Below are 20,324 nucleotides of genomic sequence, written 5' to 3' on the forward strand. Positions count from 1 at the left end.
CGTCACTTCTCCAGGACGGCAAGACCCGGCAGCGTCTTGCCCTCGAGGTACTCCAGGCTTGCGCCGCCGCCGGTGGAGATGTGGGTGAAGTCGTCCTCGGCGAAGCCGAGCTCGCGCACGGCCGCGGCGGAGTCGCCGCCACCGACCACCGTGGTGGCGCCGGCCTCGGTCGCCGCGACGAGCGCCTCGGCGACCGCCTTGGTGCCGGCGGCGTAGGGGGCCATCTCGAAGGCGCCCATCGGCCCGTTCCAGAAGACCGTCCGGGCGTCCTCGATCTTGCTCGCGAACAGCGAGGCCGACTCGGGGCCGATGTCCAGCCCCATCCGGTCGGCCGGGATCTGGTCGGCCGGGACGACCTCGTGGTCGGCGTCGGCGCTGAACGCCGTGGCCGCGACGATGTCGACCGGGAGCACGATCTCGACGCCGCGCCGCTCGGCCTCCTCGAGGTAGCCGCGCACGGTGTCGACCTGGTCCTCCTCCAGCAGGCTGGAGCCGACCTCGTGGCCCTGGGCCTTGAGGAAGGTGAAGACCATGCCGCCGCCGATGAGCAGCCGGTCGGCCGTCGTCAGCAGGTTGGCGATCACGCCGAGCTTGTCGCTCACCTTGGCGCCGCCGAGGGCGACGACGTACGGCCGCTGCGGGTCGGTCAGCCGCTGCAGCACCTCGACCTCGGTGACCACGAGACCACCCGCGGCGTGCGGCAGTCGCTCGGCGACGTCGTACACGCTGGCCTGCTCGCGGTGCACCACGCCGAAGCCGTCGCTGACGAACACGTCGGCCAGGCCGGCGAGCTTGTCGGCAAAGTCGGCGCGCTCCTGCGGGGTCTTGCCGGTCTCGCCCGGCTCGAAGCGCAGGTTCTCCAGCACGGCGACCTGGCCGTCCTGCAGGCTCGCGACGACGCTGCGGGCCGACTCGCCCACGGTGTCCTGGGCGACGGTGACCGGCGCCTCGAGCAGCTCGCCGAGGCGCTCGGCCACCGGGCGCAGCGAGAACTGCGGGTCCGGCTTGCCCTTGGGGCGTCCGAGGTGGGCGACGACGACCACCCGGGCACCGCGCTCGGTGAGCACCTGGATGGTCGGCACCGACGCGCGGATGCGTCCGTCGTCGGTGATCCGGCCGCCGTCCATCGGCACGTTGAGGTCGCTGCGCAGCAGCACGGTCTTGCCGCGCAGGTCCCCCAGGTCGTCGATCGTGCGCAGGGTCACTGCTTCGACCCGACGAAGGCGACGAGGTCGACGAGGCGGTTGGAGTAGCCCCACTCGTTGTCGTACCAGCCGACGACCTTGACCTGGTTGCCGATGACGCGGGTCAGGCCGGCGTCGAAGATGCACGAGTGCGGGTCGGTGACGATGTCGGAGGAGACGATCTCGTCCTCGGTGTACTTCAGGATGCCCTTGAGCGGGCCCTCCGCGGCCTTCTTCATCGCCGCGTTGACCTCCTCGACCGTGGTGTCGCGGGGGGCCTCGAAGGTGAGGTCGGTGGCCGAGCCGGTCGGGACCGGGACGCGCAGCGCGAAGCCGTCGAGCTTGCCCTTCAGCTCGGGCAGCACCAGGCCGATGGCCTTCGCGGCGCCGGTGGAGGTCGGCACGATGTTGATCGCGGCCGCGCGGGCGCGACGCAGGTCCTTGTGCGGGCCGTCCTGCAGGTTCTGGTCCTGGGTGTAGGCGTGCACCGTGGTCATCAGGCCGCGCTCGATGCCGAGCTCGTCGTTGAGCACCTTGGCCATCGGGCCGAGGCAGTTGGTGGTGCAGGAGGCGTTGCTGATGATGGTGTCGGTCGCCGGGTCGAACGCGTCCTCGTTGACGCCCATGACGATGGTGACGTCCTCGTTCTTGGCGGGCGCGGAGATGATGACCCGCTTGGCGCCGCCGTCGATGTGCGCCTTGGCCTTCTCGGCGTCGGTGAACAGGCCGGTGGACTCGATGACGATGTCGACGTCGAGCTCACCCCAGGGCAGCTTGCTCGGGTCCTTCTCGGCGAAGCTCTTGATGACCTGGTCGCCGACCTTGATGCCGCCCTCGACGACCTCGACCGGCTGGTCGAGCCGGCCCAGGATCGTGTCGTACTTCAGCAGGTGGGCCTGCGTCTCGTCGTCGCCGAGGTCGTTGAACGCCACCACCTCGATGTCGGCGTCGGAGGCGAGCACCGCCCGGAAGAAGTTGCGGCCGATGCGGCCGAAGCCGTTGATGCCAACGCGGACAGTCACGATTCAGGGTCCTTCCGAGATGTGGGAGGCCACGCGATCGGGCGCGGCCGGAGCCGTTCCCGAGCCTAGTAGAGCCCCGGCACCGCCCGGCATCCGGCTCAACAGCCGGTAAGCGAGCGTTCACCCCCGCCCCAGCGCGCATGAAACCCGGTTACGTGGCTTTGACCTCAATGCATCGGGGTCAAAGCCACGTAACCCGGTTTCATGCGTTCGGACCCGACAGGCCGGAGCACGGCTCGGCGACGATGCCGGCAGGCCGGAGCGTGCGACGGGCTGCCGGAGGAGGAGCCGAGCCAGAGATGGCCGACGGGCTGCCGGAGGAGGAGCCGAGCCAGAAATGGCCCACGGGCTGCCGGAGGAGGAGCCGAGGCAGAAGAGGGACTAATCCAGCATCTCGGGGGTGAGGTTGGCGTTGGTGCCGGCGATGCCCTGCTCCTCCGCGCGCTTGTCGGCCATGGCGAGGAGGCGGCGGATGCGTCCGGCGACGGCGTCCTTGGTCATCGGCGGGTCGGCGAGCTGGCCGAGCTCCTCGAGGCTGGCCTGCTTGTGCTCGGTGCGCAGCCGGCCGGCCTCGGCGAGGTGGTCGGGCACGTCGTCGCCCAGGATCTCCAGCGCGCGCTCGACGCGCGACCCAGCGGCGACGGCGGCACGGGCGGAGCGGCGCAGGTTGGCGTCGTCGAAGTTGGCGAGTCGGTTGGCGGTGGCGCGCACCTCGCGACGCACCCGCAGCTCCTCCCACTCCAGCACGGCCGAGTGCGACCCGAGCCGGGTGAGGATCGCGCTGATCGCGTCGCCGTCGCGCACGACCACCCGGTCGATGCCGCGCACCTCGCGCGCCTTGGCCTGCACGCCGAGCCGGCGCGCGGCACCGACGAGCGCGAGGGCGACCTCGGGACCGGGGCTGGTGACCTCGAGCGAGCTGGAGCGGCCGGGCTCGGTGAGCGAGCCGTGGGCGAGGAACGCGCCGCGCCAGGCGGCCTCGGCGTCGCAGGCCGCACCGCGCACGACCTTGGCCGGAAGCCCGCGCACGGGCCGTCCGCCGCCGTCGACGAGACCGGTCTGCCGGGCGAGCGTCTCGCCCTCGGCGGCGACCCGCACGACGTAGCGGGTGGTCTTGCGGATGCCCGCGCCGGACAGCACCATCAGCTCGGTCTCGTGGCCGTAGACCTCGGCGATGTGCGTGCGCAGCCGGCGCGCGGCGCTGGCCGTGTCGAGCTCGGCCTCGACGACGATGCGCCCACCGACGATGTGCAGTCCCCCGGCGAACCGGAGCATGGCGGCGATCTCGGCTTTGCGGCAGCAGGTCTTGGTGATCGGGAACCTGCTCAGCTCGTCCTTGACCTGCGCCGTCATGGCCATGCGGCTCATCCTCTCACTGCGGGGTGGTGGAAGTGCGTCGGCCGGACGACGCGACGAGGCAGGGTAACGCCGTCTCCTGGAAGGTCATTCCATGATGTCGCGGTAGGCGGCGGCGAGGCGGAGGGTGTCGTGCGTGCCGGGGTGGTCGGGGTCGGCGACGGCCGACAGCGCGACCTCCGCCCCCATCTCCTGCGCGCGGGCGCGCAACCCGTCGAGGCCGTCGCCGACGGCGCCCGGGTCGGCGAGCACGACGTCCAGGTGCAGGTCGGCGGCGTGCTCGGTGAGCACCCGCAGGTGGTCGGCGGGCGTGAAGCCCCGGCTCTCGCCGCTGTCGAGCACCATGTTGAGGGTGAGCAGCCGGCGGGCGCGGGTGTGCACCAGGGCCTCGCGCAGCTCGGGCACCAGCAGGTGCGGCATGACCGAGGTGAACCACGAGCCCGGTCCGAGGATGACCCAGTCGGCGTCGTAGATCGCCTGGACGGCCTCGGCGCACGCGGCGGGCGGGTCGGGGTCGAGGTGGACGCTCAGCACCTGCCCGGGGCTGGTCGCGAGCCGCACCTGGCCGAGCACCTGCTGCACCTCGTCGGGGCGCTCGGGGTCGTCGCCGCGCACGGTCCCGCCGATGCGCACCGGCTCGATGGCCATGGGCAGCACCCGGCCGCGCGCGCCCAGCAGCCGCCCGACGAGGTCGAGCCCGGCCACGGGGTCGCCGAGCAGGTCCCACAGCGAGGCGATGATCAGGTTGCCCAGCGCGTGACCGCCGAGCGGCCCGTCGCCCGGGAAGCGGTGCTGCAGGGCGTCGCGCCACTGCAGCCCCCAGTCGGTCGTGCTGCACAGCGCGGCCAGCGCCATGCGCAGGTCGCCGGGCGGGAGGATGTCGAACTCCTCGCGCAGCCGGCCGCTGGAACCGCCGTCGTCGGCGACGGTCACGACGGCGGTGATGCCGTCGGTGACGTGCTGGAGCGCCTGGAGCGAGGCGTACAGACCGTGGCCGCCGCCGAGCGCGGCCACCTGGAGCCGGCGGGTCATTCGCGCCCCAGATCGCGGTGGACGACCACCGTGCCGATGTCGGGACTCTGGATGCGCCGGCCGAGCTCCTCGGCCATGGCCACCGAGCGGTGCTTGCCGCCGGTGCAGCCGACGGCGAGCGTCACGTAGCTGCGGCCCTCACGCAGGTAGCCGGCGGTGACCGGCTCGAGCAGGTCCAGGACCCGGTCGACGAACTCCTGGGCACCCGGCTGCGCGAGCACGAAGTCGGCGACGACGGCGTCCTTCCCGGTGAACGGGCGCAGCGCGGGGTCCCAGTACGGGTTGGGCAGGAATCGCATGTCGAAGACCATGTCGGCGTCCAGGGGCAGGCCGTACTTGAAGCCGAACGACATCACGGCGATGCGCAGCGGGACCCGGTCGTCGCCGCCGACCAGCTGCTGGATCTTGGCGGTGAGCTGGTGCACGTTGAGCCCGCTGGTGTCGATCAGCAGGTCGGCGTTGGCGCGCAGGTCGCGCAGCATCTCACGCTCGCGGATGATGCCGTCGAGCATCCGGCCGTCGTCCTGCAGCGGGTGGGGTCGGCGGACCGACTCGAAGCGGCGCACGAGCGACTCGTCGGTGGCGTCGACGAACACCAGGGTCGGCAGGTAGCCGTGGTCGCGCAGCCGGTCGAGCCCGTCGCGGAAGTCGGTGAAGAACGCGCGGCTGCGCACGTCGACCACGGCGGCCAGCCGCAGCCCGTCCTCGCCGACGTCGTCGCGCTCGAGCAGCTCGGCCATGGGCACGAGCATCTGCGGGGGCAGGTTGTCGATGACGTACCAGCCGCTGTCCTCGAGCACGTTGGCCACCGTCGAGCGGCCGGCACCGCTCATCCCGGTGACGATGAGCAGCTCGCGGGTGCGCGCCTCGGGCGGCTCGGTCTCGTCCATGTGCGTGCCCTCCCGGCTGGTTCAGTCGACGATCTCGCCGGTGGTCAGGTTGACCGCCGGGGTGGACTCGGCGTCGCCGTCGTGCAGAGCGGCGTGGATGCTCGCGGCCAGCGTAGGGCCCACGCCGCGCACCTGCGTGATGTCGTCGACGCTCGCGGCGCGCAGCTTCTTGACCGACCCGAAGTGCTTGAGCAGCGCGGCCTGGCGCGCCTCCCCCAACCCCGGTATGCCGTCGAGGGCCGAGCGGGTCATCGCGCTGGAGCGGCGCTGCCGGTGGAAGGTGATCGCGAAGCGGTGCGCCTCGTCGCGCACCCGCTGCAGCAGGTAGAGCCCCTCGCTGGTGCGCGGCAGCAGCACGGGGAACTCGTCGTGGGGCAGCCAGACCTCCTCGAGGCGCTTGGCCAGGCCGACCACCGCGACGTCGTCGATGCCGACGGAGTCCAGCACCCGCCGGGCCGCCTGGACCTGGGGGCGGCCGCCGTCGACGACCACCAGCTGCGGCGGGTAGGCGAAGCGCCGCGGCCGCCCGGTCGTCTCGTCGATGGGGCCGCTGCGGGTCACCTCGTCGTCGCCCTCGTCGTCGCCCTCGGCGCCGACCCCCTCGACGTCGCCCGCCTGGTCGCGGTCGTCGAGGTATCGGCGGAAGCGCCGGCCGAGCACCTCGGCCATCGCCGCGGTGTCGTCGCGCCGGACCGAGCCGTCGGCCTGCACCTCGCCCTGCACGATGAATCGGCGATACTCCCCTTGCGGGGCAGGCCGTCCTCGAAGACCACCATCGAGGCCACCACGTTGGTGCCCTGCACGTGGCTGACGTCGAAGCACTCGATGCGCAGCGGCGCCTGGTCCAGGTCGAGGGCCTGCTGCAGCTCCTCGAGCGCCTGGCTGCGCGCGGTCAGGTCGCCGGCTCGCGCGACCTTGTGCCGGGCGAGCGACTGCTGGGCGTTGCGCTCGACGGTGGCCATGAGGGTGCGCTTGTCGCCGCGCTGCGGCACCCGCAGGTCGACCCGCGCGCCGCGCAGCGTGCCGAGCCAGGCGGCGACCGACTCGGGGTCGGGCGGCAGCACCGGCACCAGCACCTCGCGCGGCACCCCCTCGGGCGACTCGCCGCCGTAGACCTGCTGGAGCAGGTGCTCGATGACCTCGGGCTGCCCGACGTCGCCCTCGGACTGGGTCTCGGCCACCCAGCCGCGCTGACCGCGCACGCGCCCGCCGCGGACGTGGAACACCTGCACGGCGGCCTCGAGCTCGTCGGAGCTGACGCCGAACACGTCGGCGTCGGTGGCGTCGCCGAGCACCACCGCGGACCTCTCGAGCGCCTTGTCGAGGGCCTGCAGGTCGTCGCGGCGGCGGGCCGCGGTCTCGAAGTCGAGGTCGGCGCTGGCGGCGCGCATCTGCCGCTCCAGCCGCTTGACGAACTTGGCGGTGGAGCCGGCCATGAAGTCGCAGAAGTCCTCGGCGATCTCGCGGTGCTCCTGCGGCGTCACCCGCCCGACGCAGGGCGCGGAGCACTTGTCGATGTAGCCGAGCAGGCACGGGCGGCCGACCTGCTCGGCCCGCTTGAACACGCCGTTGCTGCAGGTGCGCACCGGGAAGACGCGCAGCAGCTGGTCGAGCGTCTCGCGGATGGCCCAGGCGTGGGCGTACGGCCCGAAGTAGCGCGTGCCCCTGCGCTTGCGACCACGCATCACCTGCGCCCGCGGGAACTCCTCGCCCATCGTGACGGCGAGGTAGGGGTAGGACTTGTCGTCGCGGTACTTGACGTTGAACCGCGGGTCGAACTCCTTGATCCAGGAGTACTCGAGCTGCAGCGCCTCGACCTCGTTGCGCACCACGGTCCACTCGACGCTCGCGCCGGTGAGCACCATCGTGCGGGTGCGCGGGTGCAGCGCGGCCAGGTCCTGGAAGTACGACGACAGCCGGCTGCGCAGGGACTTCGCCTTGCCGACGTAGATGACCCGGCCGTCCTTGTCGCGGAACCGGTAGACGCCGGGATCGACCGGGATCTCCCCGGCTTCGGGCGGTATGTCGACGGGTCGGCCACGTCCCCAGCCTACGAACCGGGTGCGACAGCCGCGCGGCCGCCGGGGCTCAGCCGATGCGCAGCGTCGACCCCTCGACGGTGACCTGCTTGGCCGCGAGCGGCGCCTCGGCCGGCCCCTTCTCGACCGCGCCGGTCTCGGCGCTGAACACGCTTCCGTGACAAGGACATTCGATCTTCCCGGCGGCGACCTGGTCGACGAGGCACTGCTCGTGGGTGCAGACCGCGGTGAACGCCTTGAACTGCCCCTGCGTGGGCTGGGTGACGACCACCTTGGCGCCGCTGTCGACGTAGCCGCCGCCCACCGGCACCTGCGAGGTCGGCACGGTCACGCCGCCGCCGGCACCGCTGCCCGACCCGCCGGCCGCGCGGGCGCTGGAGCCACCGGCCGGCGCGCTGGAGGTCGCGCCGGCCCCGTCGTCGGAGCCGCCGCAGGCGGCCAGGCCGGTCGCCGCCGCCAGGGTCGCCCCGCCGGTGAGGACGCGCCGGCGGCTGTGCCCGCCCGCCCCCGGACGCCGCTCAGTCCGCTCGTCACGTGCTGCGGGCGTCGTGACCTGCTCGTCCATGGTGCGCTCCTCCACCGGGGTGCGGTCGGGACGGTCCCGACCCGGTCGCTTGAATCTTCCAGCGTGCGAGGGCACCCCGGGAGTTCCGCGGGGCGGACGATCCCGCGGGCGACGTCAGGCCGACCGCCGCGTCGACCTGCGGGCGGCCGGCTGCTTGTGCCCGCCGCCGGAGGAGCGGCCGCCGCCCGGCGCCTTCTTCTTCGCCGGCTGCTTGGCCCCGCCCTTCGCGGCCCCGCCCTTCGCGGCCCCGCCCTTCGCGGCGCCGCCCGAGGAGGCGCGCTGCTGGCTGGGGCGGACCCCGCCCGACCCCTTGGCGAGCACCGGGCCGAGGAACCGGCCGGTGTGGCTCGCGGCCACCTCGGCGACCTGCTCGGGCGTGCCCTCGGCCACGACCGTGCCGCCGCCGTTGCCGCCCTCGGGGCCCATGTCGACGATCCAGTCGGCGCTCTTGATGACGTCGAGGTTGTGCTCGATGACGATGACCGTGTTGCCCTTGTCGACCAGGCCCTGCAGCACGCCGAGCAGCTTGCGGATGTCCTCGAAGTGCAGGCCGGTGGTCGGCTCGTCGAGGACGTAGACCGTGCGGCCGGTGGACCGCTTCTGCAGCTCGGCCGCGAGCTTGACGCGCTGCGCCTCACCGCCGGACAGCGTGGGCGCCGGCTGGCCCAGCCGGACGTAGCCGAGGCCGACGTCGACCAGCGTCTTCATGTGCCGGCTGATCGCCGGCACCGCCGCGAAGAACTCCGCGGCCTCCTCGATCGGCATGTCGAGCACGTCGGAGATGGTCTTGCTCTTGAAGTGGACCTCGAGCGTCTCGCGGTTGTATCGCGCGCCGTGGCACACCTCGCACGGGACGTAGACGTCGGGCAGGAAGTTCATCTCGATCTTGATGGTCCCGTCGCCGCTGCACGCCTCGCAGCGACCGCCCTTGACGTTGAAGGAGAACCGGCCCGGCTGGTATCCGCGGACCTTGGCCTCGGTGGTCTCGGCGAACAGCCGGCGCACGTGGTCGAAGACCCCGGTGTAGGTCGCCGGGTTGCTGCGCGGCGTGCGGCCGATCGGGCTCTGGTCGACGTGCACGACCTTGTCGAGCTCGCTCAGCCCCTCGACCGTGCGGTGCCGGCCGGGCACGTGCCGGGCGCCGTTGAGCTGGTTGGCGAGCACCCGGTAGAGGACGTCGTTGACCAGCGTCGACTTGCCCGAGCCGGAGACCCCGGTGACCGCGACGAAGTTGCCGAGCGGGAAGCGCACGTCGATGTCGCGCAGGTTGTGCTCGCGCGCCCCGCGCACGGTGACCACCCGGCCGTCCTGGGGCCGCCGCACGGTGGGGGTCGGGATCTCCTCGCGGCCGGCCAGGTAGGCGCCGGTGAGCGAGTCGGGCTGCTCGAGCAGGCCCGCGACCGGGCCGGAGTGCACCACCCGGCCGCCGTGCTCGCCGGCGCCCGGTCCGATGTCGACGACCCAGTCGGCCGTCGCGATGGTGTCTTCGTCGTGCTCGACGACGATCAGCGTGTTGCCGAGGTCGCGCAGCCGGGTGAGGGTCTCGATCAGCCGGTGGTTGTCGCGCTGGTGCAGCCCGATCGACGGCTCGTCGAGGACGTACAGCACCCCGACGAGGCCCGAGCCGATCTGCGTGGCGAGCCGGATGCGCTGCGCCTCGCCGCCGGAGAGGGTGCCGGCCGGGCGGTCGAGCGAGAGGTAGTCGAGGCCGACGTCGAGCAGGAAGCCCAGCCGCGCGTCGATCTCCTTGATCACCCGCTCGGCGATCTGCTGCTCGCGCGCGGTGAAGTCGACGGTGTCGAGGAAGCCGGCCGCCTCGGCGATCGGCAGCGCGCTGACCTCGGCGATCGACTTGCCGCCGACGGTGACGGCCAGCACCTCGGGCTTGAGCCGTGCCCCGTGGCACACCGGGCACGGCACCTCGCGCATGTAGCCCTCGTAGCGCTCGCGGCTCCAGTCGCTCTCGGTCTCCTCGTGCCGACGCTTGACGAAGGTGATCACGCCCTCGAAGCCCGTGGAGTAGCTGCGCTCGCGGCCGTAGCGGCTGCGGTAGCGGACGTGGACCTTGTGGTTCTTGCCGTGCAGCAGTGCCTCGACGGCCCGGTCGGGCAGCGACGACCAGGGCTGGTCGAGGGAGAACTTCAGGTCGTCGGCGAGCGCGCCGATGACCCGCTCGTAGTAGTCGTTGAGCCCCTGCCCCTGCGCCCACGGCAGGATCGCGCCCTCGCGGATCGACTTGTCCTGGTCGGGCACGACCAGGTCGGGGTCGACCTCGAGCTCGGTGCCGATGCCGGTGCACGCCGGGCAGGCGCCGAACGGGCTGTTGAACGAGAACGAGCGCGGCTCGACGTCGTCGAGGGCGAGCGGGTGGCCGTTGGGGCAGGCGAGCTTCTCGGAGAAGCGCCGCTCGTGCGGCCGGTCGGGGTCGTCGTCGGCGGCGTCGACGAACTCGATGACGACCACGCCGGACGCCAGCCCCAGCGCCGTCTCCACCGAGTCGGTGAGCCGCTGCTTGCCGCTGGCGTCGTCGGGCCCGCGGGCGACGAGCCGGTCGACGACCACGTCGATCGAGTGCTTCTTCTGCTTGGCGAGCTTCGGGGGTCGGTGAGCGTGACGGTCTCGCCGTCGACCCGGGCGCGGGAGTATCCCTTGCTCTGCAGCTCGGCGAACAGGTCGACGAACTCGCCCTTGCGCTCGCGCACCACGGGCGCCAGCACCTGGAAGCGGGTGCGGTCGGGCAGCTCGAGCAGCTGGTCGACGATCTGCTGCGGGGTCTGCCGGGTCACCGGCTGGCCGCACACCGGGCAGTGCGGGCGACCCGCGCGCGCGAACAGCAGCCGGAGGTAGTCGTAGACCTCGGTGATGGTGCCGACGGTCGAGCGCGGGTTGCGGTTGGTCGACTTCTGGTCGATCGACACCGCCGGCGACAGGCCCTCGATGAAGTCGACGTCGGGCTTGTCCATCTGCCCGAGGAACTGCCGGGCGTACGCCGACAGGGACTCGACGTAGCGACGCTGGCCCTCGGCGAAGATCGTGTCGAACGCCAGCGAGGACTTGCCCGAGCCGGACAGGCCGGTGAACACCACCAGGCTGTCGCGGGGCAGGTCGACCGAGATGTTCTTGAGGTTGTGCTCGCGGGCGCCGCGGACCCGCAGGTGGTCGCGCGCGGAGGGGTCGGTGCAGGGGTGGCAGATGGCACGACGACCATGCTAGGTCCGCCCACCGACAGCCCTGGCCACCCGACCGAGCGGCCCCTCCCTGGGGAGGGGACCGGCAGCGTGGGCGAGGTCACCGGCCGCGCCTGTTACGCGCCGGACCCCCACCGCGCCTACCCTTTCGGGGTGATTGATCAGACCAATCGGACGCCGATCGAGGACTACGCCGTCATCGGCGACACCGAGACCGCAGCCCTGGTGAGCAAGAGCGGCTCGCTGGACTGGCTGTGCATCCCCCGGTTCGACTCCCCTGCCTGCTTCTCCGCGCTGCTCGGCACCCCCGAGAACGGCCGCTGGTTCCTCGGCCCCTGCGAGCCGGCCGCCACCACCACCCGCACCTACCGCGGGAACTCCTCGGTGCTGGAGACCACGCACACCACCGACACCGGCGTCGTGAAGGTCACCGACCTGATGCCCCTCGGCGACAACCGCGCCGACATCGTGCGCGTCGTGGAGTGCCTCGAGGGCGAGGTGCGCATGTGCCACGAGTGGGTGGTGCGCTTCGGCTACGGCAAGGTCCGCCCGTGGGTGCAGCACCACCAGGGGCACGAGCGCGACCAGGAGGTCATCGTCGCGATCGCCGGCCCCGACATGCTGCTCTTCCGCGGCACCCGCCTCCCGCACGCCGAGGACGGCCACCACCGCGACGAGTGGACGATCAAGGCCGGCGAGCGCGAGCAGTTCAGCCTGACCTGGTTCGCCTCGTGGAAGCCGATCCCGCCGCCGCTGAACATCCCCGGCCGCATCGAGGACACCGTCAGCCAGTCGCAGGAGTGGGCCTCGCACTGCCACTACCGGGGCCCGTACGAGGCCCAGGTCGTGCGCTCGCTGCTGGTGCTGCGGCTGCTCACCGACACCCGCCGCGGCGGCATCGTCGCCGCCCCCACCACGAGCCTCCCCGAGGACTTCGGCGGCGAGCGCAACTGGGACTACCGCTACTGCTGGCTGCGGGACGCCTCGCTCACCCTGGAGGCCCTGCTGTCCACCGGCTACACCACCGAGACCAAGCTGTGGCGCGACTGGCTGGTGCGCGCGCTCGCCGGCGACCCGCAGGACATGCAGATCATGTACGCCGTCGACGGCGGCCGTGAGCTGCCCGAGCGGGAGCTGGACCACCTGCCGGGCTACGCCGACTCCCGCCCGGTGCGCGTCGGCAACGGCGCGGTCAACCAGAAGCAGACCGACGTGCTCGGCGAGGTCATGATCGCCCTCGAGATGGCCCGTCAGCGCGGCCTGCCCGAGACCGAGCAGTCCTGGGCGGTGCAGCGAGCGCTGGTCGACTCGCTCGTGTCGCACTGGGACCAGCCCGACAACGGTCTGTGGGAGATCCGCGGCCCGCTGCGGCACTTCACCCACTCCCGGGTCATGGTGTGGGCGGCGTTCGACCGGGCGATCAAGGCGGTCGAGGACCACGGCTACGAGGGCGACGTCGACACCTGGCGCGACATGCGCGACACGGTGCACGCCGAGGTGCTCGAGCGCGGCTTCGACCCCGAGCGGGGCAGCTTCCGCCAGCACTACGGCACCTCCGAGGTGGACGCCTCGCTGCTCACCATCCCGATCGTGGGCTTCCTGCCCGGCGACGACCCGCGGGTGCTCGGCACCATCGCCGCCATCGAGGAGGACCTGATGCGCGACGGGCTCCTGCTGCGCTACCGCACGGAGACCGGCGTCGACGGCCTGTCCGGCGAGGAGCACCCGTTCCTCGCCTGCTCCTTCTGGCTGGTGTCGGCGTACGCCCTCGCCGGCCGGGTCGACGAGGCCAAGGCCCTCATGGACCGGCTCATCGGGTTGTGCAACGAGGTGGGGCTGCTGTCGGAGGAGTACGACACCCACCTCGACCGGATGGCCGGCAACTACCCGCAGGCGTTCAGCCACCTCACCCTCGTCACCGCGGCCGTGCACCTCGCCGAGGCCGAGGGCATCGCGGCACCCGTGCCGCTGGAAGGAGTCCACCGATGAGCTACGACGGCAAGGTCACCCCGGGCGGTCCCGCCCAGGTGCGCGAGCTGGACGGGCTGACGCTGCGCAAGCTCGCGGTGTCCGACATGAGCAACAACGCCTACCTGCTCACCTGCGCCGCCACCGGCGCCCAGCTGCTGGTCGACGCGGCCGACGACGCGGTCCGGCTCGAGCAGCTGGTGTCCGAGGGCGGCGACGGGCTCGACGCGATCGCGACGACGCACCGGCACTTCGACCACACCCGCGCGCTGGCCGAGCTGGCGCGCGCGACGGGCGCGAGGACGTACGCCGGGCGGGCCGACGCCGACGACCTGCCGCACCCGACCGACCAGCCGCTCGACCACGGCGACCGGATCTCGTTCGGCGACGTGACGCTCGAGGTCGTCGAGGTGCGCGGCCACACGCCGGGCGGCATCGCCCTGGCCTACCGCGAGCCGTCCGGGACCGTGCACCTGCTCACCGGCGACAGCCTCTTCCCGGGCGGCGTGGGAGCGACGAATCACTATGACTACCAGTCGTTCCCGCAGCTCATCGATGACGTCGAGGAGCGGCTGTTCGGGGCGTACGACGACGACACCTGGGTCTACCCCGGCCACGGCGACGACACGACGCTCGGCGCAGAGCGCCCGCACCTGGGCGAGTGGCGGGAGCGGGGCTGGTGAACGTCGCGCACGTCGGCGTGCCGGTGTCGGTGCTCTGGCGCGGCCCCGACGTGGCCCGCGCGATCGACGCGCCCGTGCTGCGCGACGAGCCCGACCACGCCGCGTGGCTCGCGGCGATGGACGCCGACGGCGTCGCCGAGGCCGACAGCCGGTTCGGGCTCGACGGGCGCATCGACTCCCAGGTGCTCGCCGACGAGCCGGTCGTGGTGCTCGCGCAGTCCGACGGCTGGTCGCAGGTGATCGCGCCCTGGCAGCCCAGCCGGCACGACCCGCGCGGCTACCCCGGCTTCGTGCGCACCAGCCACCTCGAGCCCGCCGACCCCGGCGCGGGTTTCGAGCGCACCGTCCCGGCCGCCGAGCAGCGGCCCGACCCGCTGGCGTTCGTCGAGGGCGCGCGGGCCTACCTCGGGCTGCCCTACCTGTGGGGCGGGGTCAGCCCCACCGCGCTGGACTGCTCGGGGCTGGTGCACCTGGTCGCGCGCGAGCTCGGGCTCACCGTCCCCCGCGACGCCGACGACCAGCAGGTCGCGTGCGTCCCGGTCGAGCTCGGCGCCGAGCAGCCGGGCGACCTGTACTTCTTCGCCCATCCCGGCAGGACGATCCACCACGTCGGCATCGCCGTCGGTGACGGGCGCATGCTGCACGCCCCCGGCACCGGCACCCGCGTCGTCGAGGAAGAGATGTCGCAGGACCGCAAGGACACGCTCGTCGGCGCGGGCCGGCTTCCCGGGTTGTTGACCGCCGGCGCATGACCGAGCCCGCGCCCGGCGACCAGCGTCGAGCGCTGCTGCTGGTCCTGATCGCGGTCGGGTCGGTCCAGCTCGGCGGCGCGCTGGCCGCCACCCTCATCCCCGAGGTCGGGGTCGTCGGCTCCGTGGCGCTGCGCATCGCGATCGGCGCGGCGCTCCTGCTCGCCTGGGCCCGACCCCGGCTGCGCGGGCGCAGCCGCTCCGACTGGGTGGCCGTCGCGACGTACGCCGGCGTCCTGACCCTGATGAACCTCACCTTCTACGCCTCGCTCGAGCGGCTGCCCATCGGCGTGGCGGTGACGATCGAGTTCATCGGGCCGCTCACCCTCGCGCTGGTGCTCTCCCGCCGCGCCACCGACCTGCTCGGGGTGGCTGCGGCCGCGGCCGGCGTCGTGCTCGTGAGCGGCGCGGTCGACACCTCCTGGTCCGAGCTGGACCTGGTCGGGATCGCTCTGGCGCTCACCGCCGGCGCGTGCTGGGCCGGCTACATCCTGGCCAGCCGCCGGGTCGGGGTCCGCTTCGAGCAGATCGACGGCCTGGCCCTCGGGCTCGCGCTGTCGACGCTGGTCATGGTCCCGCTGGGCGCGATCACCGCGGGCGGCAGCCTGCTGCAGGGCGAGGTGCTGCTCAAGGGGCTCGGGATCGCGATCCTGTCCTCGGCCCTGCCCTACTCCCTGGAGCTGGTGGCGCTGCGCACGCTGCGCCCCAACGTCTTCGGGATCCTGCTCAGCCTCGAGCCGGCCGCGGCCGCGCTCGCCGGGCTGCTCGTGCTCGGCCAGACCCTGTCGGCCGTGCGGATCGCCGGGATGCTGCTGGTCGTGGCCGCCAGCGCGGTGGTGCTGGGCCGGCGCCAGACACCCCAAGATGCGCGAAGCGTACAGGCATAGCCTGTACGCCTCGCGCATCTTTGAGGTGGGAGCGGGGGTCAGCCGGCGGCGTTGATCCGCTCGTCGCGCCGGGTCTTGACGAGGCTCGCGATCGCGGTGACGACCAGGATGCCGACGATGACCGTGAGCGACAGCCAGATCGGGACCTCCGGGACGGGCAGGCCCTCGCCACCGTTGACGAACGGCAGGTTGTTCTCGTGCAGGGCGTGCAGGATCAGCTTGACGCCGATGAAGGCGAGCAGCACCGACAGGCCCAGGCTGAGGTAGACCAGCTTCTTGAGCAGACCGCCGATGAGGAAGTACAGCTGGCGCAGACCCATCAGGGCGAAGATGTTGGCCATCAGCACCAGGAACGGGTCCTGGGTCAGACCGAAGATCGCCGGGATCGAGTCGAGCGCGAACAGCAGGTCGGTGGTGCCGAGCGCCAGGATCACCAGGAACATCGGGGTGTAGACCTTGGCACCCTTGCTGTCGAGGGTGCGGATCTTGGTGCCGGCGTCCCAGCTGTCGGTGAACGGCAGCCGCTTCTTGGCGAACTTGACCACCGCGTTGTCGCCCTCGTCGTGCTCCTCCTCGTGGGCGGCGTACTCCTTGGCGAGCTTGATCGCCGTGTAGATCAGGAACGCACCGAAGATGTAGAAGATCCACGCGGCGGCGTTGATCGCCTGGGCGCCGATGAGGATGAAGATCGCGCGCAGGATCAGCGCGATGACGATGCCGACGAGCAGGGCGTACTGCTGGTACTGCCGCGGCACGTTGAACTTCGCCATGATGATGAGGAAGACGAAGAGGTTGTCGATCGACAGGGAGTACTCGGTCAACCAGCCGGCGAAGTACTCACCGGCGAGCTGGCCGCCGCCGGCGACGAAGACGTAGACCCCGAACAGCAGGGCGAGGCTGATGTAGATCCCGAGCGCGAGCCCGGTCTCTCGGTTGCTGGGGACGTGCGGCCGTCGGCCCAGCACCACCACGTCGAAGATCAGGATGAGGATCGTCGCCGCGACGACGAGGCCGATGACCCACATCGGCGCGAAGGAGTTGGCGAACGCCACGAAGGGCACCTTTCGTCTGGAAGGAAGGACACTGCCAGCCGCTCTCGCATCGTACGGCGGGGGCACGTGCGCATGCGGGAACGGCTGGAGGTCTCTCCCGACCCATCGGTCTGCAGGGTCCGCCCAGCCCGGGCCGAAGCCGTGATGACGAGCTGGGTGCGAGCGGGGATACTCCTCCGGCGGCTCAGTCTGCCAGAGAAGCGGGCTCGCGCTGAATCCGGTCCCCGTCGCGCGTCGCAGGCGCCCCCACCAGGCCGCGCCGGTCGGCCCACATCTCGAAGATCGCCGTCGCGAACGGCGGGATCGAGCTGGCGAGGGCGATCAGCAGCACCTTGGCGGACCACCCGAAGGTGCGGAACACGCCGAGGCAGACCAGGACGTACGCGACGAAGATCACACCGTGGATCGGGCCGAAGATCTGCACGCCGAGCTCGCCGCTGTCGGTGACGTACTTGAAGAACATGCCGATCAGCAGGCCGAGCCAGCTCAGCGCCTCGGCGAACGCGACGACGCGGAAGACGGTGCGGGCACGGGCGGTGGTGAGACTGCTCGGCGACATGCGTCCAGCGTACGACGTCTACGACACAGCGTCGTAGCCGCCCCGCGCGTGGCCGGCGCGAGGGCCGGGCGGGGCGGGTCCTACGGGCCAACCATCCGGCCTCGCAGGCTCGGCCTCCCGCCAGACCCATCCACGGCCCTACGGACCCGCCCCGCCCGGCTTCCCCGCGTGCCTGGGCGCCCGAGGTCAGCGGGTGGCCTCCTCCATCTGGCGCAGCTCCTTCTTGAGGTCGCCGAGCTCGTCGCGCAGCCGCGCGGCCAGCTCGAAGTGCAGGTCGGCCGCGGCCTGGTGCATCTGCTGGGTGAGCTCCTGGATGAGGTTGGCCAGGTCGCTCGCGGGCAGCCCCTCGGTGCGGCCCTGCGCGACGCTGGCGTCGGCCTGGACCAGGCCCGCTCCCCCACGTCGGCCCTTGCCGCGGGACTGGCTGCGGCCGGAGCCGAGCAACGAGTCGGTGTCGGCCTCCTCGCGCTGCAGCATGTCGGTGATGTCGGCGATCTTCTTGCGCAGCGGCTGCGGGTCGATGCCGTTGTCGGCGTTGAACCTCAGCTGCTTCTCGCGGCGCCGGTTGGTCTCGTCGATCGCCTCCTGCATCGAGGGGGTGACCGAGTCGGCGTACATGTGCACCTGGCCCGACACGTTGCGGGCGGCCCGGCCGATGGTCTGGATGAGCGAGCGCGCCGAGCGCAGGAAGCCCTCCTTGTCGGCGTCGAGGATCGACACCAGCGACACCTCGGGCAGGTCCAGGCCCTCGCGCAGCAGGTTGATGCCGACGAGCACGTCGAACTCGCCCAGCCGCAGCTCGCGCAGCAGCTCGACGCGGCGCAGCGTGTCGACCTCGGAGTGCAGGTAGCGGACCCGGATGCCCTTCTCGAGCAGGTAGTCGGTGAGGTCTTCGGCCATCTTCTTGGTCAGCGTGGTGACCAGCACCCGCTCGTCGCGCTCGGCCCGCTCGCGGATCTCGTGCAGCAGGTCGTCGATCTGACCCTTGGTGGGCTTCAGCACGACCTCGGGGTCGACCAGGCCGGTGGGCCGGATGACCTGCTCGACGTGGCCGTCGGACTTGGCCAGCTCGTAGTCGCCCGGCGTCGCCGACAGGTAGACCGTCTGGCCGATGCGCTCGAGGAACTCCTCCCACTTCAGCGGACGGTTGTCCATCGCCGAGGGCAGCCGGAAGCCGTGGTCGACCAGGGTGCGCTTGCGCGACATGTCGCCCTCGTACATCGCGCCGATCTGCGGGACGGTCTGGTGCGACTCGTCGATGACGAGCAGGAAGTCCTCGGGGAAGTAGTCGAGCAGGGTGTTGGGCGCGGTGCCTGGGCCGCGGCCGTCGATGTGGCGGCTGTAGTTCTCGATGCCGGAGCAGGAGCCGATCTGGCGCATCATCTCGATGTCGTAGGTGGTGCGCATCCGCAACCGCTGGGCCTCGAGCATCTTGCCCTGCTTCTCGAAGGTCGCCAGCTGCTCGTCCAGCTCGCGCTCGATCCCGCCGATCGCGCGCTCCATGCGCTCGGGGCCGGCGACGTAGTGGGAGGCGGGGAAGACGTACATCTCCTGCTCCTCGCGCACCACCTCCCCGCTCAGCGGGTGCAGGGTGTAGAGCCGCTCGATCTCGTCGCCGAAGAACTCGATGCGCACCGCGAGCTCCTCGTAGACCGGGATGATCTCGACGGTGTCGCCGCGCACCCGGAACGTGCCGCGGGTGAAGGCCAGGTCGTTGCGGGTGTACTGCATCTGGACGAACCTGCGCAGCAGCTCGTCGCGGTCGATCTGGTCGCCGACCCGCAGCGGGACCATGCGGTCGACGTATTCCTGCGGGGTGCCGAGGCCGTAGATGCACGACACCGACGCGACCACCACGACGTCGCGCCGGGTCAGCAGCGAGTTGGTCGCGCTGTGCCGCAGCCGCTCGACCTCGTCGTTGATCGAGGAGTCCTTCTCGATGTAGGTGTCGGTCTGCGGGATGTACGCCTCGGGCTGGTAGTAGTCGTAGTAGGAGACGAAGTACTCGACCGCGTTGTGCGGCAGCAGCTCGCGGAACTCGTTGGCCAGCTGCGCCGCCAGGGTCTTGTTCGGCGCCATGACCAGGGTCGGGCGCTGCACCTGCTCGATCAGCCACGCCGTGGTCGCCGACTTGCCGGTGCCGGTGGCGCCGAGCAGCACGACGTCCTGCTCGCCGGCGTTGACCCGGCGGGTCAGCTCGGCGATCGCGGTGGGCTGGTCACCGCTCGGCTCGAACTCGGAGACGACCTCGAACGGTGCGACGCTGCGCTGCAGGTCGGTGGTAGGGCGCATGGCACCACGCTAGACGCCGGCACCGACAGCCTTCGTCCCGACGAGGAAGCCACGGGCCCGGGGACGCGTCCGGGGGCGCGCATCGCGGCACGCCGGGCACGGACGTACGGCATCATCGGGCTGGTCCGAACGACCCGGCCAGGTGCGGAAGGTGGTGCGCGGTGGAGGCGACCGAGCCGACCACGTCGATCGTCGAGCAGCTGCGCCCGCCGGAGGGGCAGGTCGGTGGTCCGGCGATCGTCGCCGAGCTGCGGCGCGCGCTCGTGTCAGGCGCCGTACGTCCGGGGAGCCCGATCCCGGTCGACGACGTCGCGCGGGTGTTCGGGGTGAGCCGGATCCCGGTGCGCGAGGCGCTGAAAACCCTTCAGGGAGAAGGGCTTCTGGAGCACCGGCCGCGCATGGGCTACACCGTCACCAGCCTGACCAGCGACGAGCTGGCCGAGCTCTATCTCGTGCGCGGCGCGCTCGAGGGGCCGCCCTCTCGGCGGCTGCCACCCGCGCCACCGACGCCGACCGCGAGCGGGCCCGGGCCGCGCTGCACGGCCAGGGCTCCGACGCCGACCCGGCCAGCGAGACCTTTCAGCGCAGCTCGCGGCACTTCCACGAGGCGCTGCTCGCGCCGTGCCGGATGCCCCGGCTGCTGCACATGGTCGACATCGCCTGGAACCTCACCGAGCCGGTGCAGACGATGATGCGGGTCACCGAGGCCGAGCGCGCCGCGCTGGAGCGAGACCACGTCCAGCTCCTCGACGCCTTCCTCGCCCGCGACGTCGAACGCCTGCAGCGTCTGGCGACCGAGCACCACGAGCGGCTGACCCGGGCGATCGCGCGGATCCCCTCCGACGACACCGAGTGAGC

At 71.9% G+C, this 20,324-nt stretch carries 13 protein-coding genes and 4 pseudogenes; 6 read left to right on the top strand and 11 right to left on the bottom strand.

The window, feature by feature from the left end:
- Nucleotides 1-2: 2 nt before the first annotated feature.
- From QUE40_RS08720 to uvrA, 8 genes and pseudogenes are all read right to left on the bottom strand, one after another.
- Entirely contained in the window at nt 3-1,199 is a 1,197-nt protein-coding gene (locus QUE40_RS08720) for a phosphoglycerate kinase (protein ID WP_289233043.1), read from the bottom strand.
- A 2-nt stretch (nt 1,200-1,201) separates the two neighbouring features.
- Nucleotides 1,202-2,206, bottom strand: coding sequence for a type I glyceraldehyde-3-phosphate dehydrogenase (gene gap / locus QUE40_RS08725; RefSeq protein ID WP_289232900.1), 1,005 nt, complete (start codon nt 2,204-2,206; stop codon nt 1,202-1,204).
- A 381-nt stretch (nt 2,207-2,587) separates the two neighbouring features.
- Nucleotides 2,588-3,565 carry a DNA-binding protein WhiA gene (gene whiA, locus QUE40_RS08730; RefSeq protein WP_289233044.1) on the bottom strand — a complete coding sequence of 326 codons (978 nt, stop codon included), beginning with the start codon at nt 3,563-3,565 and terminating at the stop codon, nt 2,588-2,590.
- A gap of 84 nt (nt 3,566-3,649) precedes the next feature.
- Nucleotides 3,650-4,594: a gluconeogenesis factor YvcK family protein gene (locus QUE40_RS08735; protein ID WP_289232901.1), complete on the bottom strand. Its 945-nt coding sequence runs from the start codon at nt 4,592-4,594 to the stop codon at nt 3,650-3,652.
- The gene (gene rapZ, locus QUE40_RS08740) at nt 4,591-5,484 is read right to left on the bottom strand and encodes an RNase adapter RapZ (protein WP_142005318.1); all 894 of its coding nucleotides are present in this window, start codon (nt 5,482-5,484) and stop codon (nt 4,591-4,593) included. The genes QUE40_RS08735 and rapZ overlap by 4 nt, the downstream gene beginning before the upstream one ends.
- 21 nt (nt 5,485-5,505) lie before the next feature.
- A pseudogene (gene uvrC / locus QUE40_RS08745) lies at nt 5,506-7,525 on the bottom strand (excinuclease ABC subunit UvrC).
- A gap of 47 nt (nt 7,526-7,572) precedes the next feature.
- Entirely contained in the window at nt 7,573-8,088 is a 516-nt protein-coding gene (locus QUE40_RS08750; protein WP_289232902.1) for a Rieske (2Fe-2S) protein, read from the bottom strand.
- A gap of 114 nt (nt 8,089-8,202) precedes the next feature.
- Nucleotides 8,203-11,282 (bottom strand): annotated as a pseudogene (gene uvrA, locus QUE40_RS08755) (excinuclease ABC subunit UvrA).
- Nucleotides 11,283-11,432: 150 nt separating this feature from the next.
- Here uvrA and QUE40_RS08760 point away from each other — a divergent pair.
- Genes QUE40_RS08760 through QUE40_RS08775 form a run of 4 tightly spaced genes read left to right on the top strand, consistent with a single transcriptional unit; the run spans nt 11,433 to nt 15,563 of the window.
- Nucleotides 11,433-13,265 carry a glycoside hydrolase family 15 protein gene (locus QUE40_RS08760; RefSeq protein WP_433997076.1) on the top strand — a complete coding sequence of 611 codons (1,833 nt, stop codon included), beginning with the start codon at nt 11,433-11,435 and terminating at the stop codon, nt 13,263-13,265.
- Nucleotides 13,262-13,927, top strand: coding sequence for an MBL fold metallo-hydrolase (locus tag QUE40_RS08765; protein ID WP_289232904.1), 666 nt, complete (start codon nt 13,262-13,264; stop codon nt 13,925-13,927). The genes QUE40_RS08760 and QUE40_RS08765 overlap by 4 nt, the downstream gene beginning before the upstream one ends.
- Complete coding sequence (locus tag QUE40_RS08770; RefSeq protein ID WP_289232905.1) at nt 13,924-14,679, top strand: C40 family peptidase; 756 nt, start codon at nt 13,924-13,926, stop codon at nt 14,677-14,679. The genes QUE40_RS08765 and QUE40_RS08770 overlap by 4 nt, the downstream gene beginning before the upstream one ends.
- Nucleotides 14,676-15,563, top strand: coding sequence for an EamA family transporter (locus QUE40_RS08775; protein ID WP_289232906.1), 888 nt, complete (start codon nt 14,676-14,678; stop codon nt 15,561-15,563). The genes QUE40_RS08770 and QUE40_RS08775 overlap by 4 nt, the downstream gene beginning before the upstream one ends.
- A 38-nt stretch (nt 15,564-15,601) precedes the next feature.
- Here the strand turns inward: QUE40_RS08775 and QUE40_RS08780 are convergent, their stop codons facing one another.
- The 3 genes from QUE40_RS08780 to uvrB all read right to left on the bottom strand — a co-directional run bounded on the left by QUE40_RS08780 (nt 15,602) and on the right by uvrB (nt 19,466).
- The gene (locus QUE40_RS08780) at nt 15,602-16,588 is read right to left on the bottom strand and encodes a TerC family protein (protein WP_289233045.1); all 987 of its coding nucleotides are present in this window, start codon (nt 16,586-16,588) and stop codon (nt 15,602-15,604) included.
- Nucleotides 16,589-16,799: 211 nt separating this feature from the next.
- A complete protein-coding gene (locus QUE40_RS08785; protein ID WP_289232907.1) occupies nt 16,800-17,174 on the bottom strand; it encodes a DUF3817 domain-containing protein in 375 nt (124 codons plus the stop codon).
- Nucleotides 17,175-17,360: 186 nt separating this feature from the next.
- Nucleotides 17,361-19,466 (bottom strand): excinuclease ABC subunit UvrB, encoded by a 2,106-nt coding sequence (gene uvrB / locus QUE40_RS08790; RefSeq protein WP_289232908.1) that lies wholly within the window; start codon nt 19,464-19,466, stop codon nt 17,361-17,363.
- A 263-nt stretch (nt 19,467-19,729) separates the two neighbouring features.
- On the opposite strand from uvrB, the pseudogene QUE40_RS19640 reads away from it, so the two are divergent.
- Together QUE40_RS19640 and QUE40_RS08800 are read left to right on the top strand one after the other, a co-directional pair.
- Nucleotides 19,730-19,819, top strand: a pseudogene (locus QUE40_RS19640) (GntR family transcriptional regulator); the annotation flags it as partial.
- A 179-nt stretch (nt 19,820-19,998) separates the two neighbouring features.
- Nucleotides 19,999-20,322 (top strand): annotated as a pseudogene (locus tag QUE40_RS08800) (FCD domain-containing protein); the annotation flags it as partial.
- Nucleotides 20,323-20,324: the final 2 nt, after the last annotated feature.

The organism is Barrientosiimonas endolithica, assembly GCF_030296655.1.
GTDB lineage: Bacteria > Actinomycetota > Actinomycetes > Actinomycetales > Dermatophilaceae > Barrientosiimonas > Barrientosiimonas humi.

Bases quoted from the DNA above. Each gene is read 5' to 3' on its own strand.
- rapZ (WP_142005318.1), bottom strand. From the start codon at position 5,484: ATGGACGAGACCGAGCCGCCCGAGGCGCGCACCCGCGAGCTGCTCATC.
- whiA (WP_289233044.1), bottom strand. From the start codon at position 3,565: ATGGCCATGACGGCGCAGGTCAAGGACGAGCTGAGCAGGTTCCCGATC.
- QUE40_RS08765 (WP_289232904.1), top strand. From the start codon at position 13,262: ATGAGCTACGACGGCAAGGTCACCCCGGGCGGTCCCGCCCAGGTGCGC.
- QUE40_RS08775 (WP_289232906.1), top strand. From the start codon at position 14,676: ATGACCGAGCCCGCGCCCGGCGACCAGCGTCGAGCGCTGCTGCTGGTC.
- QUE40_RS08780 (WP_289233045.1), bottom strand. From the start codon at position 16,588: ATGTGGGTCATCGGCCTCGTCGTCGCGGCGACGATCCTCATCCTGATC.
- uvrB (WP_289232908.1), bottom strand. From the start codon at position 19,466: ATGCGCCCTACCACCGACCTGCAGCGCAGCGTCGCACCGTTCGAGGTC.
- QUE40_RS08785 (WP_289232907.1), bottom strand. From the start codon at position 17,174: ATGTCGCCGAGCAGTCTCACCACCGCCCGTGCCCGCACCGTCTTCCGC.
- QUE40_RS08735 (WP_289232901.1), bottom strand. From the start codon at position 4,594: ATGACCCGCCGGCTCCAGGTGGCCGCGCTCGGCGGCGGCCACGGTCTG.
- QUE40_RS08750 (WP_289232902.1), bottom strand. From the start codon at position 8,088: ATGGACGAGCAGGTCACGACGCCCGCAGCACGTGACGAGCGGACTGAG.